Raw genomic sequence first — 24,977 nt, forward strand, 5'->3', positions numbered from 1 at the left:
CTGACTGACTGTCTGACTGTCCGAGTGATCCGGCTCAGCGCCGGTAGAAGATCCGGTCCCCGTACTCCGTCATCACGCGGCCGTTCCACTCGTGGCCGCCGTCGACGTTGCCCGAGCGCAGGAGCGGCGGTTCGATGCCCCGGTCGGCCAGGGCGCCCGCCGCCGTGGCCATGACGGCCTGGAGGAGGGCCGTGGTGACGACGGTGGAGGCGGGGGCGAAGGGGGCCTCGATCGCGTCGATGGTGAGTTCCGCGTCGCCGACCGCGATCTTCGAGTCGAGGACGATGTCGCAGTGGTCCTTCAGGTAGGTGCCCGAGACATGCCGGGACTTCGTCTCGGAGGTGTAGGCGACCGAGGTGACGCCGATGACCTTCAGGCCCAGCGCGCGGGCGTTCATGGCCATTTCGACGGGGAGCGCGTTGCGGCCGGAGAGCGAGATGATCACGAGTACGTCGCCGGAGCGGACCGGGCTGGAGTCCAGGACGGCGCTCGCGAGGCCGTTCACCCGCTCCAGGGCGGAGCCGAGCGTCGCGGGCATGACGTCGACGCCGACGACGCCCGGTACGGCGAGCAGGTTCATCAGGGCGAGGCCGCCCGCGCGGTAGACGATGTCCTGCGCGGCGAGCGAGGAGTGTCCGGCGCCGAAGGCGAAGAGCCGGCCGCCTTCGGCGACGGTGTCGGCGATCAGGGTGCCGGCCGCCTCGATGTCCTCGGCGTCCTCGTCACGAACCCGCTGCAACAGGCCGATCGCGGCGTCGAAGAACTGCCCGGCCAGCTTGCTGTCGCTCATCGGCGAAGCCCCTTAGAAGTCGCGTCGGAGTCGGGTCGGCGTGGTGTCGCGGATCACGTTGCGGTCTGGACCAGTGCCCTGTCAATACGGCCCGCAAGGGTGACACTGGGCGCGGGGCGCCGTTCGCATCCGCCCCGGCCGAGCCCCGGTGCCCGTGCAGCCGCGGAGGCAGCCGTTACCGCGTGGTTTCACCGGCGAGGCACGGTTGTCAGTGGTATGCGTCAGAATTGAGTTCAGGGCCAGCGCACACGCCGGTGGACCATCGAGTCTCCGGCAGAGCTAATCGAGGGGCACGTATGTCCGGACTGATCGACACCACGGAGATGTATCTCCGCACCATCCTCGAGCTGGAGGAGGAAGGCGTGGTCCCCATGCGCGCCCGGATCGCGGAGCGGCTCGACCAGAGCGGGCCGACGGTCAGCCAGACGGTGGCGCGGATGGAGCGCGACGGCCTCGTAGCGGTCGCCAGCGACCGGCACCTGGAGTTCACCGAGGAAGGGCGGCGGCTGGCCACCCGTGTCATGCGCAAGCACCGCCTCGCGGAGTGCCTGCTCGTCGACGTGATCGGTCTGGAGTGGGAGCAGGTGCACGCCGAGGCGTGTCGCTGGGAGCACGTGATGAGTGAGGCGGTGGAGCGGCGGGTGCTGGAGCTGCTGCGCCACCCGACCGAGTCGCCGTACGGGAATCCGATCCCGGGGCTCGAAGAGCTCGGTGAGAAGGACGGCGCGGACCCGTTCCTGGATGAGGGCATGGTGTCGCTGGCCGAGCTGGACCCGGGTCTCGACGGCAAGACCGTGGTCGTACGGCGTATCGGCGAGCCGATTCAGACGGACGCGCAGCTGATGTACACGCTGCGGCGGGCGGGCGTGCAGCCCGGCTCCGTGGTGAGTGTGACCGAGTCGGCCGGCGGGGTCCTCGTGGGCAGCGGGGGCGAGGCCGCGGAGCTGGAGGCGGACATCGCCTCCCATGTGTTCGTCGCCAAGCGCTAGCGGTACCCGCAGGGGTGTCGCCGAGTGGCGGCGGCGCCCGCGGGGTCACTGACTTCCGGCACCCGCGAGGGGCAGCTCCCGGGCGCCGACCGAGGGGGCCGGCATCCGCTGACCCCTCAGGTCGGCTCCCGGGCGCACGCCGAGCACCCCGCGCCGGGCGTGTCAACTCCCGCGACAGCGGAGGCAGTTGTGTCGTTTTTTCGACCTCACCGAAACACAAGATTCAGTGTGCGGAATCGCAGCGCCGGGACCATTTGCGTGCGAGGCTGTCGCGAGAGGCATATGACCTGAAGGCTCTTGACCGTGTCCGACAGCGATGTCGTGCGGTCGGGGAGGGGGCGGGGAGGATGTGCCGTAGATGTGGAGAGGGCCCCGGCGCCAGATGGCGCCGGGGCCTGTCCTCCCCTGTGCTGACCCGGAGCCCCGAGCTCTCAGGGTCATTCCCCTCGGACCGTTTTCCCCGAGCGGTCCGCCTCCCGCTGAAGATCTCCCCTCGGCGGCGGCGGTCAATCCCTGAGCGTGGTCACTCGAACGAGGGGTGTTGCAGCCAGGAAGGCCATTTTCGAAACCCCATTCGATAAATTGGCGGCGTAGCAGGGGTACACGTAGAGCAGCACACCAGCAGGAGCAGCGGTAGGAAGCGGTACGAGTGGACCGGCCGGTTCGAGCGGGAGCGAGCCGGTCCGAGCGAGCTAGGGGGGTGCCATTACCGATGGTGCGGCGCATCGACGTGACGGGAGCGGGCGGCGTACGCCTGGCTGCCTGGGAGTTCGCCGATCCTCCCAAGGCGGGCCTCGGGCTGGACAGGCTGGACGGGCTGGACAGGGTGGAGCGGACCGGTGAGGCCGCGGAGGCCCCTGGAGTGCTGTTGCTGCACGGCCTCATGGGCCGCGCCTCGCACTGGGCGTCCACCGCCCGCTGGCTCTCCGAGCGGCACCGAGCCGTCGCCCTCGACCAGCGCGGCCACGGCCAGAGCGACAAGGCGCCGGAGGCGGAGTACACGCGCGAGGCCTACGTCGAGGACGCCGAGGCCGCTCTCGAACAGCTCGGCCTCGCCCCGGCTGTCCTCATCGGCCACGCCATGGGCGCGCTGACCGCCTGGCAGCTCGCCGCCAAGCGCCCCGATCTCGTGCACGGCCTGATCATCTGCGACATGCGGGCATCCGCGTTAGGGGCCGCGTCGCAGCGCGAGTGGGAGGACTGGTTCAAGGCCTGGCCCGTCCCCTTCGCCACGCTCGCCGACGTACGGAAGTGGTTCGGCGAGGACGACCCCTGGGTGGAGCGCCCGAACCCGTCCCGCGGCGAGTTCTACGCCGAGGTGATGCACGAGTCGCCGGACGGCTGGCGTCCGGTCTTCGAACCCGAGCAGATGCTCAAGTCCCGCCAGACCTGGGTGTACGACGCCCACTGGGAGGAGCTCGCGCAGGTCCGCTGCCCCGCCCTGGTCGTCCGGGGCCTGGACGGCGAGCTGGGCCGCGCCGAGTCCCAGGAGATGGTCCGCGTCCTGCCGCGCGGCCAGTACGCGGAGGTGGCCGATGCCGGCCACCTCGTGCACTACGACCAGCCGGAGGCGTGGCGCGCGGCCATCGAGCCGTTTCTCGACGGAGTCCTGACCCCCTGACCCCTGAGCTCGTGTCCTGCGACTCTCGCGGTTCCTGAGACCGGCTCCTGCGGCTCCTGCGACGCTTCTCAGCCCTTGCTGACCGCCGCCAGGATCTCCGGCAGCCGCCGGGCCGTCCGCGGCGCCGCAAGCCGCAGCCCGGCCACCGTGATCAGGGCCCCGTACCCGGCGCCCAGCGGCAGCAGCAGCCACGTCCACTCGTCCCCGTCCCGGCTCACGTTCAGCCAGATCGTGAGGGCGATGACGGGGGCGGCCAGCAGCGCCGCCGAGACCATGCCGCCGAAGACGGCGATCCAGGCGAGGCCCGCCTGCCCGGGGGCCACGTTCTTGTAGCCCTCCTGCGGGATCGAGTACGGGAAGCGGGCCGACGTCCAGGCGCCGGTCGCCAGCATCGCGCCGAGCAGCGCGAAGGAGAGGCCGAGCACCTCGGGCAGCCGGGGCCAGTCGCCGAGCATCGCGGTCGTCAGGACGGTCACGAGGGTCGCGTACGGCAGGGTGATCACCAGCAGGGCGAGCGCCCGCCCGCGCAGTTCGACGTACGCGTCGCGCGTGGACGAGATCGTCATCGCGACGATCCAGAACGCGGACGTGTCCTGCCCGAACTGGTTGTACATCTGGATCCCGAGCATCCCCGCCGCGAAGCACGCGAAGTAGATCGACCCGGTGCCCTGCAGGGCGTTGAACACGGGCACGATCAGCCCGATGGCCAGCGACGTCACCCACGCCGCCTTGGTCTTCGGGTCGCGCCACACATACCGCAGGCTGCGCTCCATGACGGTCCCGGTGCGCCCGGACGGCAGCAGCCGGCCGAGCCCCGACGAACCCCTCTCCCGCGCCGCGGGCTCCGCCGCCTGCAACGTCGACCCGTCCGGCGAGGTCATCAGCCGGGTGAGGTGCCGGGACCACAGCGCCAGCAACCCCACCAATGCGGCCACACTCAACGCCAGTTGGACGACCCCGACCGCGTACGACCCCTCGCTCACCGAATCCACCGCGCCGATCGCCGACGCGGGCGGCACCCAGCGCAGGACGTCCGCCACCGGGTCGAGCTGCGACAGGCCGCCCGCCGCACCGAGCCGCTGCGCCCCGAAGTTCACGAGCTGCGCGCCGACCGCGATCACCAGGCCGCTGAGCACCGCCAGGTCGCGGCCCTTGCGGCTGGACAGCAGCCGGATGTTGGCGGCCGCGACGGCCCGTGCGAGGGCCACGGAGACGAGCAGGGCCACGGCCACGGCGACGACGGCGGTGACGTACGCCGCCGCGCCGTGCGCCACGGAGATGACCGAACCGACGAGCAGGCACAGGGTGAACAGCGGCCCGATGCCGACCAGCGAGGCCACGAGCAGCGCCCGGACGAGCGGACGCGGGCGCAGCGGCAGCATCACCAGGCGCGTCGGGTCGAGCGTCTCGTCGCCGCTGGGGAAGAACAGCGGCATCACGGCCCAGCCGAGCGCCAGAATCGCCACCAGGAGTACGGCGACGGCGGTGGCGTGCGCGTTGCCGCGCAGCGCGATCAGGCCGATCAGCTGGAGAGCGGCGAAGAGGAGGACGAGGACGACGGAGGTGACGTACGCGGCCCGCCGTCCGGCCGACTGCCGCAGCCCGTTGCGCAGGAGCGACAGTTTCAGCCGTACGACGACGGGGGTGATCGACGCGGTGGAAGTGCGGGGGGCGGCTGTGGCCGTCGAGCCGGCGCCCGTGTCCGACCCCGCGCCCGTGCCCGGTTCGGCGCCCGAACCGGCGCCTGTGCCCGTGTTCACGCTCGCGTGCGGGCTCATCGGGCGGCCCCGCCGCCCAGCCAGTCGAGATCGGTCCCGGCGGAGCGCGCGTTCGCGCCGACCAGTTCCAGGAAGGCGTGTTGGAGCGAGGGGGCGCTACCGCGTACATCCGCGAGCGGGCCGTGCGCGCGGATGCGCCCCGCGGCCATGACGGCGACCCAGTCGCACAGCGACTCGACCAGCTCCATCACATGGGAGGAGAAGACGACCGTGGCGCCCGATCCCGTGTACCGCTCCAGGACGCCTCGGATGGTCTGCGCGGAGACCGGGTCGACGCCCTCGAACGGCTCGTCGAGGAAGAGGACTTCGGGGTTGTGGAGGAGGGCGCAGGCCAGGCCGATCTTCTTGCGCATGCCCGTCGAGTAGTCGACGACGAGTTTGTGCTGGGCGCCCGCGAGGTCGAGGACGTCGAGGAGCTGGGTGGCGCGCTTGTCGACCTCGGCGCCGGGCAGACCGCGCAACCGGCCGGTGTACGCCAGCAGTTCGCGCCCCGACAGCCGTTCGAAGAGCCGCAGCCCCTCGGGCAGGACGCCGATGCGCGCCTTCACCTCCACCGGGTCGCGCCACACGTCGTGGCCCACGACCTCGACGGTGCCCTGATCGGGCCTGAGCAGCCCGGTCACCATCGACAGCGTGGTGGTCTTCCCCGCCCCGTTCGGCCCGACGAGCCCGATGAACTGCCCCGCGGGCAACTCCAGATCGATCCCGGCGACGGCGACCTGCTCCCCGAACCGCTTCCAGAGCCCCCGCACACGTACGGCGGGCACCCGATGGTCCTTAGCTCCTTCAGCCATATAGGCACCCTAAGGGGGAGCCCCCTGCTTTTAGGGGCGCGGGGAACTGCGCGAGCAACCACACACAACCCGCACCCGCCAACGAACCGAACGAGGCAGGACGTACCGCGAAGCTACCGCTCCCGCCCACACGCATAGGCAAGCGGCGAGATCAACTCCTCCGCATCCGGCAGCCACCGATTCGCGTGCGTCGGACGGCACGCCCACTGCACGGCACCTCGGGATCCGAACCGAGTCGGCGGGGCGGCCACGTACGAGCTCTCGCCCAGGGCGACCAGGTCGAGGGAAGCGGGCGGCCACCCCAACTTCCGTACCAGATCCGGAACCTTCGCCGCCGCACCGGGCAGTACGAAGAAGTGCATGCGCCGGTCCGGCGTGCAGGTCACCGGACCGAGCGTCAGTTCCATCCGCTCCATGCGGGCGAGCGCGAGAAACCCGGCCGTCTCCGGCACATCGATGGCGTCGAACGTCCGCCCCGTGGGCAGCAGGATCGACGCCGACGGCTGCTTCGACCACATCCGGCGCGCGACGGTCGCGCTGCCCGTCGCCTGTGTCGCCCAGTCCTCGCGCGCCGGATGCGCGCCGGGCGCGGCGCACGCGGGCTCGCCGCAGGAGCAGCGCTGCACCCCGTCGACGGCTTCCAGCCAGGTGCCGGGGAACACGTCCCAGTGGCGCTCCTCGGCATAGCGCACGGCGGTGTCCTGCAGCGATTCGCCGCGCTGCTTGGGGATATGTGCGGTCTCGGTGCCTGCGATGGTCTCTTCCACGCTGAACTCAACTCCCGGGTCTACCTCGGGTTACGGGGGACACGCGCGCGGGGGAGGTGCATCGATTCCTCACGTGGGGCGCATGGATGCACGTGTGGGGGCGCGCATGGGCAACGACAGCGGGGTGTGGGTAACCAGGGGAGGGGTTGGGCAACCGCCTTTACCCCGGCAATCCTCACATGTCTCGCATCTTCGGCATCTCTGCGGGGCATTGATCTTCATGGCCGACTTCTTTCGGTGCGGTTGGCCGGTGAAGACACGTCAACTCGGTGCGTGGGCAGGCACCGCAGCCACAGGGGGTACGCCATGGCCGCAAGGCCTCTCGTCGCCAGGCAGCCGAACGAGCGGTTGCAGGCGCTCATCCAGGAAGCGGGCTGTTCCAACGCCGGGCTGGCCCGCCGGGTCAACATGTGCGGCGCGGAGCACGGTCTCGATCTGCGCTACGACAAGACGTCCGTGGCGCGCTGGCTGCGCGGACAGCAGCCACGCGGACGGGCTCCGGCCATCATCGCCGAGGCACTGGGCCGCAAGCTGGGCCGTACGGTCACGATCGACGAGATCGGCATGGCCAACGGCAAGAACCTCGCGTCCGGCGTCGGTCTCCAGTTCTCGCCGACCGTACTGGGGGCCATCGAGCAGGTCTGCGAGCTGTGGCGCAGCGATGTGGGGCGCCGGGACTTCCTGTCCGGCTCCTCCGTCGCCGCCTCCGCGCTCGTGGAGCCGAGCCGCGACTGGCTGATCTCCGCGCCGGACTCGCAGGTGGCGCGTTCGGCGGGCCCGCGCGTCGGGCTCTCGGACGTCGCGGCGGTCCGCGCGATGACCCAGGCACTCACCGACCTGGACCACCAGTACGGCAGCGGGCACGTACGCCCGGTCGTCGTGCACTACCTCAACAGCGTGGTCTCCGGGCTGCTCGCGGGCTCCTACCGGGAGGCGGTCGGGCGTGAACTGTTCGCCGCCGTATCGCGGTTGACGGAACTCGCCGGCTACATGGCCATCGACACCGGCCAGCCGGGGCTCGCCCAGCGGTACTACATCCAGGCGCTGCGGCTCGCGCAGGCGGCCGGTGACCGTGGCTACGGCGGCTATGTGCTCGCCGCGTCCATGAGCCACCTGGCGGCCCAGCTCGGCAACCCGCGCGAGATCGCGCAGCTGGCGCGCGCGGCGCAGGAGGGCGCGCGCGGGCGTGTGACTCCGCGCGCGGAGTCGATGTTCTACGCCGCGGAGGCGCGCGGGCACGCGCTGATGGGCGACGCGCGCGCCGCCCAGCTGGCGTCCGGGCGCGCGGTCGGCGCCCTGGAGTCGGCCGACCCGGCCTCCGGGGACGACCCGGCGTGGATCGCGCACTTCGACGAGGCCTATCTGGCCGACGAGCTGGCGCACTGCCACCGGGACCTGGGACAGGCGGAGGCCGCCGCGCGGTGTGCGGAGGAGTCCCTCGCCGGGCTCCCCGAGTCGCGGGCCCGCCGCCGCGCGATCGGCTTCGTGCTGCTCGCCACGGCGCAGGTCCAGCAGCGCGAGGTGGAACAGGCCTGCCACACGGGCCTGCGCGCGGTGGAGTTGCTGAGCACCCTCCGTTCCAACCGCGGCGCCGAGTACCTCGACGACTTCCAGCAGCGGCTCGAGCCGTACCGGGACGAGCCGGTGGTACGGGAGTTCGGGGCGCGGCTGGATTTGCAGGCGGCGGCGTGAACGCAGGGCGAGGGGCGTACGCGTATGACGTGCGCGCCCCTCGCACGATCGGGGCACGGGCGCCCCGCTTGAACGGGGAGTGCCGGCGCCCGGCGTGAGCGTCCGCTGTGGGCGCTGGGCGTGAGCGTCTGGCGCGGGCGTCCATGAACGTATGGCGTGCGCGGGCGTGAACGCTGGGGAAACGTGGGCGCCGGGAGTGAGGGGGGACGGATACAGCGCACAAGGGGGCGGTTTCGTTACCCGTGTCACAGGGTGCGGGGGTCACGCCCTGTGCTGCGTGGCACCGGGTTGTGGGGACCCGGTAGCGTGGGCCGACGATTCCGAAGGTCCCCCATTCGTAGGAGTCCCGGTGACGCAGAGTGGACAGGGCGAGGAGCCCTCGGCGCGACCCGCGCGCGAAGGCATCGTGCTGCCTTCCGACGGTGGCGAGCCCCTGCTGCCGGGTATGACGGGCGACCGTACGACCCCGGCGGGCGGTCAGGCCTGGGGCCAGCCGTGGGGACCCGACCAGCCGGCCGCCCCCGCCCCGCAGCCCGACCAGGGCTGGGGAGCGCCGGTGGACGGAACCCAGACCTGGGGGGCCGCTGAGCCGCCCCGGTCCACCGCCCCGGAGTGGGGCGCTCCCGACGCCTCCCAGGGCTGGGCGCCCCAGCAGCAGCCCGACGCGAACGGGTACCAGCAGCAGACGGGCCCGCACGGGGCTCAGCAGCCGCAGGGCTTCGCGCCGCAGGCGGCGCCCGGCGCCGGGCCACTGCCGCCCGAGGGCGCGCAGGGACCGTCGTACGGCGCGCAGAACGGTTTCGCGCCGGAGGCGCACGGCACGCACGCGGGGGGCGCGTACGGCGGGTACGGCGCCCCGGACCAGCAGGGGGCGCAGCCCCCGCACGCCGGGAACGCCCTCCCGCAGGCCGCGCCGGATCCGTACGGCGCCGCCGGACCGTCGGCCCCCTCGCACTCCCTGCCGCCGGCCGCGCAGCCGACGCCGCTGCCGCCCGTGAGTGCGGGGCTGCCGCTGCCGCCCGCCGAGGACGGCGCGACCCAGTACATCCCGTACATCCCGCCCGCCCCGGGCGCCGACGAGGGGGCGACGCAGTACATCCCGCCCGTCGCCGCCACGGTGGACGAGGGGGCCACTCAGTACATCCCGCCGGTGGGCCCGGGTGCGCTGCCGCCCGAGGTGTCGGCGGAGGCGACGCAGTTCCTGGGGCAGGCGCCGCAGGGTGGTGCCGCCGGGCCGCTGCCCGCCGCCGCGCACCCGGACGCCGAGGCCACGCAGTACATCGCTCCCGTGCCTCCGCAGCCGGCCGGCGCGCCGTATGGGATACGCCCGGGCGCGCCGGAGGACCGGCAGCCCCCGGCGGAGTTCGACAGCCTGTTCCGCAGCGAGCCGGAGGGGCCCGCGTCGACGCAGCAGATGCCGCGCTTCGACCCGTCGGCGCAGGAGCCCCCGTACGGCGCGCAGGCCCCGTACGGGGCCCAGCCCTCACAGGGCGCGCCCGGCGCATACGGCGCGCAGGCTCCGTACGGGGCGCACGCCCCCGGCGCGCCGGGGGGCCGGGCCGCCGCACGGCGCGGCGGAGCGTCCGACGGTGACGGTGGTGGCGGACGCGGAGGCAGCGGCCGGTCGCGTGTCCCGGTGATCGCGGCCGTCGGCATCGGCATCGCCGTGCTCGGCATCGGCGCCGGCGCCCTGCTCAGCGGCGGCGGCGACACCGGCAGCAAGGACGACAAGAGCAAGACCGTGTCGGCGACGGCCCCCACGACCCAGGACTCGGCGTCGCCGTCCACCGACCCGGCCAAGGCGCAGGCCGTCGAGCTGGACAAGCTCCTGGCGGACAGCAGCAACAGCCGCGACGCGGTGATCAACGCCGTGGGGAACGTGAAGACGTGCGACAACCTGGACCAGGCGGCCAGTGATCTGCGGGACGCGGCCAAGCAGCGAGGCGAGCTGGTCACCCGGCTCGCCTCCCTCCCCGTCGACAAGCTCCCGAACCACGCCCAGCTGACCACCGCGCTCACCAACGGCTGGAAGGCCTCCGCGTCGGCCGACAACCATTACGCCGCGTGGGCCGACCAGGCCGCCGGCAAGAAGGGCTGCCGGAAGGGCCAGGCCCGCACCACCGGGCAGAAGCAGGCGGGCGACCGGGCCAGCGGCACCGCGTCCACGGAGAAGGAGAAGGCCGCGAAGCTGTGGAACTCCATCGCGTCGAAGTACGGCCTGACGCAGCGGGCGCGGACCCAGCTCTGAACCGTCGCTGAAACCCTCTGAACCGTCGACCGTCACTGAACCCTTGAGGGCCGCAAGGCCCCAAGGGCTCAGGGCCCTGAGGGTCCTCAGTCCGCGTTCTCCAGACTCTTCGACACATTGACGAACCCGCGCCGCGCCGACACCAGCTGACCCTGGCGTACGAGCTGGAAGGTGACGTCGGCGTTGATGAGGCGCGGGAAGTCGACGGCCGCGATCAGATCCTCGAAACGCCAGCTGAGCGTTGGGGTGAGCCCGCCCGTGGTCACCTTGAGGCCGTCGTCGAGGGCGCGCTGGATCGTCCGCGCGGACACTTCGCCGCCGCCGAGCGACTCGATGGCCGCCTTCAGCACGGTGTACGCGATCCAGGTGGTCTGCACTCCGGCGTCAGCGGGGTCGATCCGGTTGTCGCCGAACGCCTGCTCCTTGATCACCTTGCGCATGGTGTCCCAGCGGGGGTCGCTCGCGTTCGGGTACCAGCTGGTGACGTACGAGCCCTCGTACGGGCTCGACTTGCCGCCGGTGGCGTCGATCTGCGACTGGTCGATGCTGCCGAGGACGGTGCCCATGCGCACCGCCGGGTAGTTCTCGCGGTCGCGCCGGAAGGAGTCCATGAACGTGTCGGTGCGGTCGCCGAGCGCGGGCACCACGCAGCCCCGCTTCAGCGGGTCGGTGGTCGCGCGCTCGAGCACCTGCCGCGTCTGCCGCGAGTACTCGGTCGCGTCCTCGGCGGCCCGCTGGTCCGAAGCGGACGCGTGGCCCTCCGACTTCAGGCCGGAGTCGAGCAGCACCGGAAGCTGGTCGCCGGCGGCGGTGTCGGGGCGGGCGAGCGCGACCGGGCCGCAGCTCTTGCCGAGCTGTTCGCCGAGGCCGGCCAGCAGCGCGGGCTCGCCACCGTTGACGGGGTAGGAGAGGGGACTGGTGAACTCGTCGTTGGTGACGCCGTAGCCGCCGATGTACGGGATACCCGCGCTTTCCAGCGGGGTGAGGAACGAGCGGCCGTGCTGGCTGTAGGAGCCGACGACGGCGACGACCTTCTCGTCGACCGCCTGCTGGGCGCACTTCGCGGCGTCCACGAAGTCGTTGTGGTCGTTGCAGGTGATGACCTTGAGCTGGTGGCCGTTGATGCCGCCCTGGGCGTTGATCCAGCGGGCGTAGGCCTTGGCCATCGCGGGCATGCCGGGCTTGTTGGTCGCGGCGGTCTTCTCGGGTGCCCAGGTCATGACGGTGACGGGGTCGTCCCCGGAGCCCCCCGTGGCACCAGGGATGACCCCGCATCCGACCGCGATCGACGCACACGCGACCAGCGCGCCCGCGGACAGCAACGTGGCCTTGACGGGCCGGGGGAGGACGGGTGAGCTCGTGCGTGTGCGTCGCCTGCCGGTCATGGACACGCACGATTCCGTCACATCGCTAACCGTGGAGTGACCGTTGGTCAACGAAAGGTGACGCAGAGGTGAATTGCGGGGGTCGATGATCGGATTTTCGACGGGAACGTACGATCGGTGACCGTGCAAGGTTCGGAGAACTCTTCCCGTCGCGGGCGTCGCTCATCCACCATGGGCGGCATGCCACTGAACGACATGCCGTGGTGGCGCTGGCGCAGCAATGTGCGCTCCGCGCTGCACATGCTTTCCGACACAGACTTCCAGCGGGGCGTCTGGCTCGCGGGCGTCGACGGGTACGGGGACGTCACCGACGCCGTGTACCGCCTGGTCGAGGACACCTGGCTGGACAACTGGTCGGCCGAGAAATACGTCGGCACGATCTTCCGGGACTCCCAGGAGGCGGCCCTCGTCGACACCGCCGTGCTGCGCGTCCTGCGGATCATGCACCAGGTCGGGCCCGACGCGCCGGTCTCCGCGTACCTCGACCACCCCGCGTGGCCGGAGGCCGTCCGCGCCGCGCGTGACGCGCACGTACGGCTCGCGGTGAGCGACGGGGAGGATCCCGACGCCCAGCCGCGCACGCTTGAGGTACTGCGGATCCTGACGCGGTCGGCGTAGGTCGGCGTAGGTCGGCGTAGGTCGGCGTACGTGGGCGTGTGCGTCGGCTCGGGTCGGCGCACCCCGGCGCGGGGGACTTCTCGGAGGGCGTCCGGGTGTCGGGACGGTCGCCCGCCCCAGGCGCCCGGTATGGGAACCTGTCCTGCATGAATGAGCAGTCCGTCCGCGGGGCCGCACCCGCCGCCGAGCAGTACGTCCTGACCATCTCGTGCCCGGACAAGCCGGGCATCGTGCACGCCGTGTCGAGCTACCTCTTCATGACCGGCTGCAACATCGAGGACAGTCAGCAGTTCGGCGACCACGACACGGGTCTGTTCTTCATGCGGGTCCACTTCTCGGCGGCGGCGCCGGTGACCGTGGAGAAGCTGCGCGCGAGCTTCGCGGCGATCGGTGACTCCTTCCACATGGACTGGCAGCTCAACCGGGTCGAGGACAAGATGCGGATCGTCCTCATGGTCAGCAAGTTCGGCCACTGCCTGAACGACCTGCTCTTCCGGGCGCGGATCGGTGCGCTGCCGGTGGAAATCGCCGCCGTGGTCTCCAACCACACGGACTTTGCCGAGCTGGTGGGTTCGTACGACATTCCGTTCCGCCATATCCCGGTGACGAAGGATACGAAGGCGGAGGCCGAGTCGGAGCTGCTGGAGCTGGTTCGCGAGGAGAACGTCGAACTGGTCGTCCTCGCCCGCTATATGCAGGTCCTCTCCGACGACCTGTGCAAGCAGCTCAGTGGCCGGATCATCAACATCCACCACTCCTTCCTGCCGAGCTTCAAGGGTGCGAAGCCGTATCACCAGGCGCATGCGCGGGGTGTGAAGCTGATCGGGGCCACCGCGCACTATGTGACGGCCGACCTCGACGAGGGGCCGATCATCGAGCAGGAGGTCGAACGTGTCGGCCACGGGGTGACTCCCGACCAGCTGGTCGCCATCGGGCGGGACGTGGAGTGCCAGGCGCTGGCGCGGGCGGTGAAGTGGCATGCGGAGCGCCGCATCCTCCTGAACGGCCGCCGCACGGTCATCTTCGCGTAGCGTTTTTCGCCCCCGCCGCCCCTACCCGTCCCATCCCGTTCCTGGGGGCTGCGCCCCCAGACCCCCTGGGTTTGTATGTCGGCTGCGGGCCGGTGGGGGTTGCTCGCGCAGTTCCCCGCGCCCCTTAAAAGGGGCGCGGGGAACTGCGCAATCTTTTGGACCAGCCCCCACCCACCGCAGCCAAAGAACCAGCCCACGGGGTCTGGGGCGGAGCCCCAGGAACGGGATGGGACGGGTAGGGGCGGCGGGGGCGAAAAACCGCCGGCGCCCCCCTACATCCGGCTCAACGACGCCGCGGCGAACAGCACATCCCTGATCGCCCCCCGGTCCCCGTCCTGCCCCGCGGCAGCCTCCTCGGGTGACACATGCCCCGCTGCCAGGCGGCAGAACTCGACACCGTCCAGCGCGACATGGGCAACCTCCCGCTCGGCGGAGCCCACCGCTCCGGGGGAGTCGAGGGGAATCAGCCACTCGCCACCCCCGGACCCCTCGATCTCAAGGCGCAGGCTCCGCCCAGGCGCCCCCGCGGCGACGAGATGATGGCCGGCCGGCGCGGGCGACAGCCCCGCCCGGCGGCGCTCGGCGAGCGACGCGGGCAGCATCCGGGCCGCGAGGTCGATCATGCGGTGGAGGTGGCGTGGGGCGGGCGGCTCGTAGGGGTAGTCCACGGCGTCCGCGATGTCGCCCGCGTGTACCCAGCACTCGAAGGCCCGGTCCAGCATCGAGTCCCTGAGCGGCAGCTGGAACCCGCCGTACGGCACGGTGAGCCGGCCGGACCCTCCCTCGCCCCCGGCGGCTCCGCCCGCCTGGGAGGTGCTCGCTCCCGTGAACGACACCGTACGGACGATGTTGTGGCTCTGCTCCCGCCAAGGCAGCCGTACGGACCGGGTCGGCGGGAAGTGCGAGGCACCCCAGAACGCCTCGGTGCGGCCCTCGGGGGTCGGTTCCCCGGCGGGCGAGCCGGTCGGGCCGAGCGGGTCCTCCAGGCCCAGTGCGACGGCGACCAGACCGTCGACGCTCAGCAGATGGGCGATGACCCCGGCGACCGTCGTACGGCGGCTCACCGGCCCGTCGCCGTCGAACCACCGCAGCCGCACGGGCGCATGCCACTCGGCGCCGCCGATGTCCTGCAGCAGCGCGTCGAGCCGGGCGGTCTCCGCGTCGTACGCAGCGGCCCAATCGGGCACCGGAATCCGCGGCGGGCGCCGGCCGAGGCAGCCCTCCAGGACGCGGGTGCGCAGCGTCGGGTCGAGGTCGAGGCTCTCGGCCGGGTGCAGCAGCCCGACCGCCTCGCGCAGCCGCAGCGCCTCGTCCGCGCAGGAACCGCACTCCCCGAGGTGTTCCTCGACGGCCGCCGTCTCCTCCGGCGAGCAGGCGGCCAGCGCCCACGCGCCGAGCAGCGACTTCAGTACCCGGTGCTCCAGGACGAGCGGCGCCGGTTCGCGAGCGGCGGCCGGTTCGGGCAGCGGCAGCCCGGTGTCCTCGACGGACGTACGCGGCAGCGGTATGCGCGGGGGTGTCCCCGACTCCGGCTCCTCACCGCCGCCGTGAGCGGGCCCGCCGGGTTGGCCGGGTCCCTGGGGTCCCGCGGGCCCACCACCGGCTGCCGCGGCGGCCCCGTCCGGCCCTACGCCGCCTCCGGCGCCCGCGCGCCCCTCGTACGCACCGCGCTCCTCCTCCTCATGACCTTCATGACCTTCAGGCCCTTGACGTCCCTCATGTCCTTGGCGCCCGTCGTGCTCGTCGAACGCCTCGAACCGGTCCGTTCCTCCGTTCACCGCTCACCACCCCCGTATTCGGGCGGTGCGCCGGAGGGCCCGGTGTCGTGGGCGGTGGACAGGAGCTGGAGGCCGAGGCGGAGCCGGCGGCGGGCCTCGTCCTCGGTGACGCCGAGGTCGGCGGCGGCCTGGCGGTAGTCGCGGCGCTGGAAGTACGCGAGCTCCAGGGCGGCGCGCAGCGGGGCGGGCATGGACGTGACGATGTAGTCCGCGCGGGCGGCGACGGAGGCGCTGCGCACCTTGCGCTCCAGCTCCTCGGTGGTGCCCCCGCCGCCCAGGGCGAGTGCGGCGGTCTCGGTCGCGCGCAGCCGCTGCACGGCGAGGCGGTGGGTCAGTGCGGCGACCCAGGAACGCATCGGGCCCTGCTTGGGGTCGTAGGCGTCGGGGTTCTCCCAGACATGGGCGAACACCTCGCGGGTGATGCGGTCGGCGGCCCGCTCGTCGCCGAGCACGCGGTGGGCGAGGCCGTGCACGAGCGAAGCGAACCGGTCGTAGAGCTCACCGAGCGCCGCCGCCTCCCCGCGTGCGAGCCGCTGCTGCATCCTGCGGTCCCAGCGGGGCGGTGCGTCCCTCTTCGCCATGCGGCCCCCTCACCCCTGCTCGTGCCCGGCGCCTGTCCCTGCCTCTGTCGCTGTCTGCTGCCCCTGTGTTCGGTGCGTGTGCGCTGCTGCTGTCCAGCCTGTGTGCACCACTGCCTCGAATGTAGTCGGCACGTCCGACAGCGCACGCCCCTTTGCGTCAATGTGCGCCCCTGGACAGGCCGAGAATGGTAGAAGCCAACCGTCTTCCCCCTCGAATCCGATCGAACCAGACCGTTCACGTCCGAAATAGCTCGCTCGCCCTGCATTTTCGACCGTAGACCGGCGTTTCTTCGTTCGCGGACCGGTGTTTCATGGAACGAGGGCGGGGCAGCCGCGCTGAAGGGAAGCGAAGGAACGGCTTCCGTTTTCGGTGGGCGAGGCGAGCGAGAGGCGTTGCGGTGACGCTCAAGGTGACCGAGGGCCAAGACGGCGAAGAGGGCGAGTGGGCCGTGTTGCGGGTGTCGGGCGAGCTGGACCTCGTGACGTCACCGGTGCTGCGCCAACGGGTGCACGACGCGGTGGCCGACGGCCGCCGCAGTCTCGTGCTCGACCTCTCCGAGGTCTTCTTCTGCGATTCCAGCGGCGTCGGCGTGCTCATCGCCACCCGCCGTCTCATCCGCTCCTGCCAGGGCCGGCTGCGGCTGATCCTGCCCGCCCGGGGCGCGACCGACGGCTCCCACGTCAACCGCGTTCTCGCGGCCCTCGGCGTCCGCCGCCTCTTCGACGTGTACCCGGACGTCGCCACGGCCGTCGGCGAGGAGTCGAGCCCGCTGTCCGCGTGATGCTCCTGTCGGCGTGATGCGCCCTGTCTCCCCGCGCGTCCCCTGCCGGCGTGACTCCCCTCACTCGTCCCGCGACACACGGCCACACGGTTGTCCCAGAATTCCCGCAGTCTTGGTACAACCGTCGTTTTCCCGCTCCCGCGGTGGTCCCGGCGTCGTACGCTCCGTCCCAGATGAACCCCAGTCCGGCTGAGAGTCCGGCTGAGATGTAAGGCGGTCCGAACACACCATGGTCAGCACCGAGTACGAGCGCAGGATTGCCGCCCGGTTCGCCGGCTTCGACCAGGACGGCAACGGCTACATCGACCGGGAGGACTTCAACGCCGCGACCAAGGCGGTCCTCACCGAGTTCGGTACGACGGCCCGCTCCGACAAGGGCCAGGCCCTGTATGTCGGCGCCGAGGCGTTCTGGCAGGGCATGGCCGGGATAGCGGACCGGGACGGCGACCAGCGGATCACCCGCGAGGAGTTCGTCAGCGGCGCGGTGAAGCGGCTGCACGACAACCCCGACCGGTTCGCCGAGATCGCCCGCCCCTTCCTGCACGCCGCCCTCGCCGTCGCGGACACCGACGGGGACGGCGCGGCCACGGTCGAGGAGGCCACGCGCGTCCTCAAGGCCCTTGGCGTGAGCGATGACATCGCCGCCGTCGCGGCCGGCGCCCTCGACACGGACTCCGACGGCCGGGTCGGCGAGGCGGAGGTCGTGAGCGCGTTCGCCCGCTACTTCACGGTGCCGGAGTAGGACCCGACGGCCGCGCGTCCTGAGCGGTCCCGGGTCGCCCCGAAAACCGTTCGCGCAGCTTGTACTTGAGTACCTTCCGCAGCGTCTCGTTCCGCGGAAGGGCGTCCACCACCTCCAACTGCTCCGGCAGCTTGTGCACGGACAGCCCTTCCGCGCGCAGATACGAGACGACGGCGTCCAGGGTCAACCGCCCGGCCCCCGGCGGCTGTTCCGCCGCCTCGATCACGGCACAGACCCGTTCCCCGCGCTCGGCGTCCGGCAGCCCGATCACGGCGACATCGCCGACGGCCGGGTGCTGGTGCAGCAGGTCCTCGATCTCCTTGGCGGAGATGTTCTCGCCCTTGCGGATGATGATGTCCTTCAGGCGCCCGGTCAGGACGAGATGCCCGCTCTCCGTCAGATGCCCGACGTCTCCGGTGATCAGGAACCCGTCCGCGTCGAAGGCCGCGGCGGTCTGCCCGGGGTCCAGGTACCCCTGGCAGACGGCCTCGCCCCGCAGCCGTACCTCCCCGTCGACGCCGTACGGCCGAGCCGCGCCCTTCCCGTCCACGACCCGTATCTCCATGCCCTCGGGCGGCCTGCCCTCCGTCGTCGCCAGGTTCTCGGCCGTGTCGTCCGGCGCCCCCATCGTGATCATCGGGACCTCGGTCATCCCGTACCCGTGGGTGAGCTGCACCCCCATCTCCCGTACGACGCAGTGGTAGACCTCGGGCGGCTTCGGGGCCCCGCCGCCCGCGAGCAGCCGCAGCGTCGGAATGACCGGCTTCCCGGGCTGCTTGCGCTGCTCGGCGAGGAACATCGAGTAGAAGGCCGTGGAGCCGCCCGCCACCGTCACCCCGTGCCTGCGGTAGCCGTCCAGGGCGGCGGGCAGCGCGAAGTGCTCGAACATCACGGCCGGGAAGCCGTACAGCAGCAGCATCACCGTGTAGTCCGGTCCGGCGATGTGCGCGTACGGGAAGGCCATCGAGCCCACGTCGTCGGCCGACAGGTGCAGCGCATGCGCGAGGCACGAGCCGCCCGCGATCAGTGAACGGTCCGTGTGCAGTACGCCCTTGGGGTCGGAGGTGGTGCCGGAGGTCCAGTAGATCCAGCGGACCGAGGTGCCCTCGGAGGGCGGGGCGGGCAGCACGGCGGGGTCGCCGTCCGGCAGCCTGTCGTACGCCTCGAAGACGCCCTTCGCGCCGAGCCGCCGCGCCATCGCCGTGTGGTCGAAGCCGCGCCACTCGCCCGGTACGGCGAAGTACTCGGCCTTGGACTCCCGTAGCGCGAAGCCGACTTCGCGGTCGCGGTAGAAGGGGATGACCGGGGACTGTACGGCGCCGAGACGGGCCAGCGCGAAGGACAGCAGCGCGGTCTCGATACGGGTGGGCAGCTGCCAGGCGACCACGGTGCCGGGGCGGACGCCCATGTCGTAGAGGCCCGCCGCCACCCGCTCGGCGCGGGAGCGCAGTTCGCCGAAGCTCAGGGAGCGGTCGTCCTGGAGGAGGACGGGCCGGTCTGGGGTGAGGTCGGCGCGGCGCGCGACCAGTTCCCACAGCGTGCGCGCGGACCCCAGGGCGTGTGCGGTGTCGTTCACTTCAACCCCCTGTAACTGACGGACAGTCAGATCGTGGCAGAGCGTAGGGCTCGCCGCCTTGTCGGTCCATAGGCGCGGGGCTAGCCTGCTGGGAACAGGGATCTGACGGGCCATCAGATGCGTCGTTCACGTGCCACGCGTTCGCCGTTCACGTGCCACGCGCCCGTCGGGTACGTCCACCGCACACGTACGCCAGGCGGAGGGGAACCATGACCGAACTGCCCCGCATCATCAGCGTCGACGACCATGTGATCGAGCCCGCGCACCTCTTCGAGACCTGGCTGCCGCGGAAGTACCGCGAGCGCGGGCCGCAGCCCCTCACCGCCGGAATCGGTGAACTCGCCTACGTGGGCGGCAAATACCGGATCACGATGGATCCGGACGGTCCGCCCACCGACTGGTGGGTCTACGAGGGCCTCAAGTTCCCGTACAAGCGCAACATCGCCGCCGTCGGCTTCGACCGCGACGAGATGACGCTGGAGGGCATCACGCGCGCGGAGATGCGGCCCGGCTGCTGGGACCCGGCCGAGCGCCTCAAGGACATGGACCTCAACCACGTCGAGGGCAGCCTCTGCTTCCCCACCTTCCCGCGCTTCTGCGGGCAGACGTTCGCCGAGGCGCACGACAAGGAAGTGGCCCTGGCCTGTGTGCGCGCGTACAACGACTGGATGGTCGAGGAGTGGTGCGGCGACAGCGGCGGGCGGCTGATCCCGCTGTGCCTGATCCCGCTGTGGGACATCGGCCTGGCGGTCGCCGAGATCCGCCGCAACGCGGCCCGGGGCGTGAAAGCCGTGACCTTCTCGGAGATCCCCACCTATCTGGGGCTGCCCTCGATCCACTCCGGCTACTGGGACCCCTTCTTCGCGATCTGCCAGGAGACCGGCACGGTCGTGAACATGCACATCGGCTCGTCGTCGCAGATGCCCGCCGCCTCGCCCGACGCACCGCCCGCCGTACAGGCCTCGCTCAGCTTCAACAACGCGATGGCCTCGATGATGGACTTCCTGTTCAGCGGGGTACTGGTGAAGTTCCCGCGCCTCAAACTCGCCTACTCCGAAGGGCAGATGGGCTGGATTCCGTACGCCCTGGAGCGCGCCGACGACGTCTGGCAGGAGCACCGCGCCTGGGGCGGGGTCCGCGACCTCATCCCCGAGCCCCCGTCGACGTACTACTACCGGCAGATCTTCTGCTGCTTCTTCCGCGACAAGCACGGCGTGGCGTCCCTGGACGTGGTCGGCTGCGACAACGCCACCTTCGAGACCGACTACCCGCACGTCGACTCGACCTTCCCGCACACCAAGGAGGTCGCCCTCGACCATGTGAAGGGCCTCGACGACGAGACGGTCTTCAAGCTGATGCGCGGCAACGCGATCCGCATGCTGGACCTGGACCTGTAGTGGATCTCGCGGACACGACCGAGGAGGAGGAGTTCCGGGCGCGGCTGCGCGAGTGGCTCGCCAAGGTGCTCCCCTCGCTGCCCCCAAAGCCGTCCCCGGACGACTGGCCGGGCAGACGCGCGTACGACCTCGGCTGGCAGCGGATGCTGTACGACGCCGGGTACGCCGGTCTGCACTGGCCCGTCGACGCGGGTGGCCGGGGCGCCACCCCGACACAGCACCTCATCTACCTGGAGGAGACGGAGAAGGCGGGCGCCCCCTACGTAGGGGCCAATTTCGTCGGGCTGCTGCACGCCGGGCCGACCATCGCCTCCGAAGGGAGCGCCGAACAGCGGGCGCGCTGGCTGCCGCCCGTGCTGCGCGGCGAGGAGGTCTGGTGCCAGGGCTTCAGCGAACCGGACGCCGGCTCGGACCTCGCGGCGCTGCGCACGCGCGCGTGGAGGGACGGCGACGACTACGTAGTGAGTGGGTCCAAGATCTGGACCTCCCACGCGGAGGTCGCGGACTGGTGCGAACTGCTGGTCCGGACGGATCCCACCGCCCCCAAGCACCGCGGCATCTCCTGGCTCGCGATGCCCATGGACGCGCCGGGGATCACCGTCCGGCCGCTGCGGACGCTCGCGGGCTCCACCGAGTTCGCCGAGGTCTTCCTCGACGAGGCGCGCATACCGGTCGCCAACCGTGTCGGCGCCGAGAACGACGGCTGGCGGGTGACCATGGTGACCCTGTCGTACGAGCGCGGTACCGCCTTCGTCGGAGAGGTCGTCGCCTGCCGCCGCGTGCTCGGCGACATCGCCCGTGAGGCGCGCGGGAACGGCCGCTGGGACGATGCCGTACTGCGCCGCCGTCTCGGCAGGCTGAACGCCGAGTTCCGGGCGCTGTGGCGGCTCACGCAGTGGAACGTCAGCGAGGCGCAACGCACCGGGGGAGTGCCCGGCGTCGGCGGCTCGGTCTTCAAGCTGCGGTATTCGCACGCCCGCCAGGAGCTGTACGACGCCGCCGCCGAGGTCCTCGGCCCCGAGGCGCTCGACCTGGGGCGGGAGTGGACCCTCGACCGGCTGTCGTCCCTGTCGTACACCATCGCGGCCGGCACCTCGCAGATCCAGCGGAACATCGTGGCCGAGCGGATCCTGGGCCTTCCGAAGGGACGGTGAGCTCTCCCAAGTGGACTTCCAACTCACGGACGATCAGTGGGCGTTGAAGAGGGGCGTGCGCGAGCTGCTGACCGCGCGCTTCGGCCCCGACGAGCTGCGGGCCGCCGCCGGCGCCGGGTCGCCGGACCTCGACCGGGCGCTGTGGCGAGAGCTCGGCGAGGCGGGCTTCTTCGCGCTGCGGCTGCCGGAGGCGGACGGCGGGGTCGGACTCGGCCTCCCGGAAGCGGTGCTGGCCTTCGAGGAGGCGGGCCGCGTGCTGCTGCCCGGCCCGCTGATCGCGACCCACCTCGCGGCGGGCGCGGTGGACGGGGCGGCCACGGGAGAGGCCGTGGTGACCGCCGTCGACGGGGTACTGGTGGAGTGGCTGGACCAGGCCGACGCCGTACGAGGGGACGCGACCGGCGCCGAGCCGCTGAGGTCGGTGGACCCGCTGACTCCGGTGCACCGGGTGCCCGCCGCCGTGTCGCCAGGGGCCGACCCCGAAGCCGTACTCCTCACCTCGCTCCTCACGGCAGCCGAACAGCTCGGCACCGCCGCCCGTACCTGCGAGCTGGCCGTGCAACACGCCCGGACGCGGGAGCAGTTCGGGCAGCCGATCGGGGCCTTCCAGGCGGTGAAGCACCTGTGCGCGCAGCTGCTGGTGCGGGTGGAGGTGGCGCGTGCGGCCGTCTACGCGGCCGCTGTGACCGCCGACCCGGTGGATGTCGCGGCGGCCCGGCTGCTCGCCGACGAGGCCGCCGTGCGCGGCGCCCGCGACTGCCTCCAGGTGCACGGCGGCATGGGCTTCACCTGGGAGTCCGAGGTCCATCTGTTCCTCAAGAGGGCATGGCTGCGGACGCAACGTACGGGCGGCGACACGGAGAGTGACGAGCTGCTGGCCGACGATCTCCTCGCCGGGATGGGCTGAAAGGCCTCTGTGCAGGCATGGAGCGAGAAGGGCTCATGTGAATGTCGCGGATCGTGGCATACCGGAATTACGGAGCGTTGATATCGGGTTGTGTCCTACGCGTGACTTGTCACGGCCTGGAGTCGGCGCCGAGCTCCGGTACCTTGTGTGGGATGCGAGTGGTTCTGAGGCTGAGCCATCCCGGAGGTGCCCCTGAGGCGGCTCCGGACCCGGCGATGCGTGCCGTTCGCGGGGCAGGGCGGACCCCCGCGCCTGCCTGTTCGACTCCCCGTGGCGAGCGTCGCACAGTATGCCGCACGCGTACTCCTTCGCGCTGGAATATGCCCGAAGCGCTTGTTGGGGTGACTGTACGTCAACCATGCTGTCTCGCAAGGGAATCACTTTCCGTGATCCTTGTTCTGGCCATGCAGAAAATGGCTACGATCGTGGCCCTTGTGAGGCGCGAGGCGATGTGTCCGCCGGTTCGGATGGTGTGAGCGGTGCAGGTGCTTCAAGTGCAGCTGGAGATCCGGCCCGACCCCGCAGAGGTGGGGCGAGCCCGGAGGTGGGCCCGTTCGAGGCTCGCCGGTTCCGGGATAGGGGCCGACGAACCGCTCGCCGAGACGCTGATCCTGCTCGTCTCCGAACTCGTCACCAACGCCGTGGTGCACACCGGCTGTCCGGCCGTGCTCCGGCTGTCCCTGCCGGGCGGGGGCGAGGCCGCCACCGTCCGTCTTGAGGTGGCCGACTCCAGCGCCCGTCCCCCGGTCCCCCGGCATGCCGAGGGCGACGAGACCAACGGCCGCGGCCTGGAACTCGTCGACGGCCTCGCGGACCGCTGGGGCTGGATGCCCGAGGGCGCCGGCAAGCGCATCTGGTGCGAGGTGGACCGCTGCGCTCCGGGCGCTTCGGCGAGGGCCGTGTATCCGGCGTACGAGGACTTCGCGTACGAGGCGGTCTAGGACTCCCCGGGGGCTCCCTGGAGACAGGGGCACATGGGTTCGTGCATGTATGCACGAACCGCCCGCACGGGGCCACGGTCGCGGCTGAATGCGCCCTGGCGTGCTTCTGTACGCGCCGTCATAAATGGGACGTTAAGTGATAATTCCCCGAACGGGTGTTGACGTGACGTGTCCGTTTGATCACGCTTGTGTTCAGCGATTCGCCGCGAGGGGACGGCGAGGGTTCCGGTGACGGGAGCCCTCGACGAGTGTGAGTCGCGATTCGGCGTCGGCTCCTCCAGGGCCAGAGGAGCAGGGCGGGTACGCCGGAGCCGGATGGCGGCGCGCGGTGCCGTGCTCGGGGCGAGCATCGACGCGCCGCCACCCGACCCTCGTTGACGACCGGCCCTCGTCGATGACTGACCGGGCCACGGCGGTCTACAGCAGGGCGACCGGTGCCACCGGTGTGCCCGTGCCGCCCACGAAGGGTTCGGGCATCGCCGACAGCAGGAAGGTGTAGTGCCCCTCTTCTCCACAGGCTGTGGACAACTTTTCGAGATTCCAGTTCTGGCCCTGCAGCATCCCCATCTCGACCAGGTCGAGCGCGTGCACGGGCAGCCACAGATCCTCGATCTCGGGCGGAAAGATCTCGAACGTGAGGGTGTCGTTCGCGACCGCCGCGACATCGCGCGCGTGGAACCACTCCGGGGTGCGCACGGACAGTCCGGGCGACGGATACGCGTACCCGTGTGCGTCACCGGCGAGATACACCTGGATCTGCCCCGTCCGTACGAGGACGATGTCGCCGGCCCGCACCCGCGCACCCGCCAACTCCTCGGCCGCGTCCAGGTCTTCGGGCGTCACGGCGTGCCCGCCCTCCAGCCGCTCGACACCCCGCGCCCGCGCGACGTCGAGCAGTACACCGCGCGAGACGATGTGCCGCGGCTTGTCGATGCCGCTGAACTCGGCGCCGCCGTGCGGGGTGACCGTGTCGGCCGGGCGGCCGTTGTAGAGCTTCCCGGAGTGCGAGACATGGGTGAGCGCGTCCCAGTGGGTCCCCGCCTGGAGCCCCATGGTCACCGCGTCGTCGCTGCACGCGACCGTGCCCGGCCCGAAGATCTCCTGGTTGATCTGCACCATGGCGTGCAGCGGATTGACGCGCCCGGGGATCATGCCGGTCTGTACGCCGTCGTGCTGGAGCGGGAGCGCGAGCGGGACGCGGCGCCCGCTCCGGATGCAGGCCGCGGCCTCCCGTACGACCTCGTCGGTGATGAGATTCAGTGTCCCGATCTCGTCGTCGGACCCCCAACGCCCCCAGTTGTTGACGCGCTTGGCGATCTCGTGGAACTCGGCCGGCAGTGACATGAGTCCTCCCCGGGGGCTTGTCTCCAGGTATCTGACGGGTCGTAGAATCCGAGTTGAATCTA

Annotated in this window: 21 protein-coding genes; 12 read left to right on the forward strand and 9 right to left on the reverse strand. The window is 71.4% G+C overall.

The window, feature by feature from the left end; genetic code table 11:
- Positions 1-34: 34 nt before the first annotated feature.
- Positions 35-790 (reverse strand): SIS domain-containing protein, encoded by a 756-nt coding sequence (locus OIC96_RS26905; protein ID WP_330305389.1) that lies wholly within the window; start codon positions 788-790, stop codon positions 35-37.
- Positions 791-1,086: 296 nt separating this feature from the next.
- On the opposite strand from OIC96_RS26905, the gene OIC96_RS26910 reads away from it, so the two are divergent.
- Positions 1,087-1,779 carry a metal-dependent transcriptional regulator gene (locus OIC96_RS26910; protein ID WP_330305388.1) on the forward strand — a complete coding sequence of 231 codons (693 nt, stop codon included), beginning with the start codon at positions 1,087-1,089 and terminating at the stop codon, positions 1,777-1,779.
- Between the two features lie 712 nt (positions 1,780-2,491).
- The gene (locus OIC96_RS26915) at positions 2,492-3,400 is read left to right on the forward strand and encodes an alpha/beta fold hydrolase (protein WP_330305387.1); all 909 of its coding nucleotides are present in this window, start codon (positions 2,492-2,494) and stop codon (positions 3,398-3,400) included.
- 68 nt (positions 3,401-3,468) lie between these two features.
- Here OIC96_RS26915 and OIC96_RS26920 read toward each other — a convergent pair whose 3' ends face one another.
- The 3 genes from OIC96_RS26920 to OIC96_RS26930 form a co-directional block, all read right to left on the reverse strand.
- Positions 3,469-5,178, reverse strand: coding sequence for a transporter (locus OIC96_RS26920; protein ID WP_330305386.1), 1,710 nt, complete (start codon positions 5,176-5,178; stop codon positions 3,469-3,471).
- The gene (locus OIC96_RS26925; RefSeq protein WP_330305385.1) at positions 5,175-5,972 is read right to left on the reverse strand and encodes an ABC transporter ATP-binding protein; all 798 of its coding nucleotides are present in this window, start codon (positions 5,970-5,972) and stop codon (positions 5,175-5,177) included. The genes OIC96_RS26920 and OIC96_RS26925 overlap by 4 nt, the downstream gene beginning before the upstream one ends.
- Before the next feature lie 113 nt (positions 5,973-6,085).
- A complete protein-coding gene (locus tag OIC96_RS26930; protein WP_330305384.1) occupies positions 6,086-6,739 on the reverse strand; it encodes a bifunctional DNA primase/polymerase in 654 nt (217 codons plus the stop codon).
- Positions 6,740-7,045: 306 nt separating this feature from the next.
- Between OIC96_RS26930 and OIC96_RS26935 the strand changes: the two genes are divergently transcribed.
- Together OIC96_RS26935 and OIC96_RS26940 are read left to right on the forward strand one after the other, a co-directional pair.
- A complete protein-coding gene (locus OIC96_RS26935) occupies positions 7,046-8,431 on the forward strand; it encodes a transcriptional regulator (RefSeq protein ID WP_330305383.1) in 1,386 nt (461 codons plus the stop codon).
- A gap of 349 nt (positions 8,432-8,780) precedes the next feature.
- Complete coding sequence (locus OIC96_RS26940; RefSeq protein ID WP_330305382.1) at positions 8,781-10,679, forward strand: hypothetical protein; 1,899 nt, start codon at positions 8,781-8,783, stop codon at positions 10,677-10,679.
- Positions 10,680-10,765: 86 nt separating this feature from the next.
- Here OIC96_RS26940 and OIC96_RS26945 read toward each other — a convergent pair whose 3' ends face one another.
- Positions 10,766-12,064, reverse strand: a complete 1,299-nt coding sequence (locus OIC96_RS26945; protein ID WP_330305381.1) for an ABC transporter substrate-binding protein — start codon at positions 12,062-12,064, stop codon at positions 10,766-10,768.
- Between the two features lie 117 nt (positions 12,065-12,181).
- Here OIC96_RS26945 and OIC96_RS26950 point away from each other — a divergent pair, with 117 nt between their 5' ends.
- Entirely contained in the window at positions 12,182-12,682 is a 501-nt protein-coding gene (locus OIC96_RS26950; RefSeq protein WP_327429608.1) for an SCO4402 family protein, read from the forward strand.
- Positions 12,683-12,828: 146 nt separating this feature from the next.
- On the forward strand, positions 12,829-13,713 hold the full coding sequence (gene purU / locus OIC96_RS26955; protein ID WP_330305380.1) for a formyltetrahydrofolate deformylase: 885 nt from the start codon (positions 12,829-12,831) through the stop codon (positions 13,711-13,713).
- A 272-nt stretch (positions 13,714-13,985) separates the two neighbouring features.
- Here purU and OIC96_RS26960 read toward each other — a convergent pair whose 3' ends face one another.
- Positions 13,986-15,491 (reverse strand): zf-HC2 domain-containing protein, encoded by a 1,506-nt coding sequence (locus tag OIC96_RS26960; protein WP_330305379.1) that lies wholly within the window; start codon positions 15,489-15,491, stop codon positions 13,986-13,988.
- On the reverse strand, positions 15,488-16,072 hold the full coding sequence (locus OIC96_RS26965) for a sigma-70 family RNA polymerase sigma factor (RefSeq protein ID WP_330305378.1): 585 nt from the start codon (positions 16,070-16,072) through the stop codon (positions 15,488-15,490). Before OIC96_RS26965 ends, OIC96_RS26960 begins: the two co-directional genes overlap by 4 nt.
- A 398-nt stretch (positions 16,073-16,470) precedes the next feature.
- Here OIC96_RS26965 and OIC96_RS26970 point away from each other — a divergent pair, with 398 nt between their 5' ends.
- Positions 16,471-16,854, forward strand: a complete 384-nt coding sequence (locus OIC96_RS26970) for an STAS domain-containing protein (protein WP_330305377.1) — start codon at positions 16,471-16,473, stop codon at positions 16,852-16,854.
- A 229-nt stretch (positions 16,855-17,083) separates the two neighbouring features.
- Positions 17,084-17,596 carry an EF-hand domain-containing protein gene (locus OIC96_RS26975; RefSeq protein WP_330305376.1) on the forward strand — a complete coding sequence of 171 codons (513 nt, stop codon included), beginning with the start codon at positions 17,084-17,086 and terminating at the stop codon, positions 17,594-17,596.
- Here OIC96_RS26975 and OIC96_RS26980 read toward each other — a convergent pair.
- Positions 17,580-19,172: a class I adenylate-forming enzyme family protein gene (locus OIC96_RS26980; RefSeq protein ID WP_330305375.1), complete on the reverse strand. Its 1,593-nt coding sequence runs from the start codon at positions 19,170-19,172 to the stop codon at positions 17,580-17,582. The genes OIC96_RS26975 and OIC96_RS26980 overlap by 17 nt on opposite strands.
- Positions 19,173-19,381: 209 nt before the next feature.
- Here OIC96_RS26980 and OIC96_RS26985 point away from each other — a divergent pair, with 209 nt between their 5' ends.
- From OIC96_RS26985 to OIC96_RS27000, 4 genes are all read left to right on the forward strand, one after another.
- On the forward strand, positions 19,382-20,569 hold the full coding sequence (locus tag OIC96_RS26985) for an amidohydrolase family protein (protein WP_330305374.1): 1,188 nt from the start codon (positions 19,382-19,384) through the stop codon (positions 20,567-20,569).
- A complete protein-coding gene (locus OIC96_RS26990) occupies positions 20,569-21,723 on the forward strand; it encodes an acyl-CoA dehydrogenase family protein (protein WP_330305373.1) in 1,155 nt (384 codons plus the stop codon). The genes OIC96_RS26985 and OIC96_RS26990 overlap by 1 nt, the downstream gene beginning before the upstream one ends.
- A 10-nt stretch (positions 21,724-21,733) precedes the next feature.
- A complete protein-coding gene (locus OIC96_RS26995) occupies positions 21,734-22,630 on the forward strand; it encodes an acyl-CoA dehydrogenase family protein (RefSeq protein ID WP_330305372.1) in 897 nt (298 codons plus the stop codon).
- Positions 22,631-23,109: 479 nt separating this feature from the next.
- Positions 23,110-23,571: an ATP-binding protein gene (locus OIC96_RS27000; RefSeq protein WP_330305371.1), complete on the forward strand. Its 462-nt coding sequence runs from the start codon at positions 23,110-23,112 to the stop codon at positions 23,569-23,571.
- A gap of 417 nt (positions 23,572-23,988) precedes the next feature.
- On the opposite strand, the gene OIC96_RS27005 is transcribed toward OIC96_RS27000, so the two are convergent.
- Entirely contained in the window at positions 23,989-24,915 is a 927-nt protein-coding gene (locus tag OIC96_RS27005) for a cyclase family protein (RefSeq protein ID WP_330305370.1), read from the reverse strand.
- Positions 24,916-24,977: the final 62 nt, after the last annotated feature.

The organism is Streptomyces sp. NBC_00775 (genome assembly GCF_036347135.1).
In the GTDB taxonomy this organism is placed as follows: domain Bacteria; phylum Actinomycetota; class Actinomycetes; order Streptomycetales; family Streptomycetaceae; genus Streptomyces; species Streptomyces lutosisoli.

Bases quoted from the DNA above. Each gene is read 5' to 3' on its own strand.
- OIC96_RS26935 (WP_330305383.1), top strand. From the start codon at position 7,046: ATGGCCGCAAGGCCTCTCGTCGCCAGGCAGCCGAACGAGCGGTTGCAG.
- purU (WP_330305380.1), top strand. From the start codon at position 12,829: ATGAATGAGCAGTCCGTCCGCGGGGCCGCACCCGCCGCCGAGCAGTAC.
- OIC96_RS26925 (WP_330305385.1), bottom strand. From the start codon at position 5,972: ATGGCTGAAGGAGCTAAGGACCATCGGGTGCCCGCCGTACGTGTGCGG.
- OIC96_RS26945 (WP_330305381.1), bottom strand. From the start codon at position 12,064: ATGACCGGCAGGCGACGCACACGCACGAGCTCACCCGTCCTCCCCCGG.
- OIC96_RS26965 (WP_330305378.1), bottom strand. From the start codon at position 16,072: ATGGCGAAGAGGGACGCACCGCCCCGCTGGGACCGCAGGATGCAGCAG.
- OIC96_RS26915 (WP_330305387.1), top strand. From the start codon at position 2,492: ATGGTGCGGCGCATCGACGTGACGGGAGCGGGCGGCGTACGCCTGGCT.
- OIC96_RS26975 (WP_330305376.1), top strand. From the start codon at position 17,084: ATGGTCAGCACCGAGTACGAGCGCAGGATTGCCGCCCGGTTCGCCGGC.
- OIC96_RS26910 (WP_330305388.1), top strand. From the start codon at position 1,087: ATGTCCGGACTGATCGACACCACGGAGATGTATCTCCGCACCATCCTC.
- OIC96_RS26905 (WP_330305389.1), bottom strand. From the start codon at position 790: ATGAGCGACAGCAAGCTGGCCGGGCAGTTCTTCGACGCCGCGATCGGC.
- OIC96_RS27005 (WP_330305370.1), bottom strand. From the start codon at position 24,915: ATGTCACTGCCGGCCGAGTTCCACGAGATCGCCAAGCGCGTCAACAAC.
- OIC96_RS26920 (WP_330305386.1), bottom strand. From the start codon at position 5,178: ATGAGCCCGCACGCGAGCGTGAACACGGGCACAGGCGCCGGTTCGGGC.
- OIC96_RS26985 (WP_330305374.1), top strand. From the start codon at position 19,382: ATGACCGAACTGCCCCGCATCATCAGCGTCGACGACCATGTGATCGAG.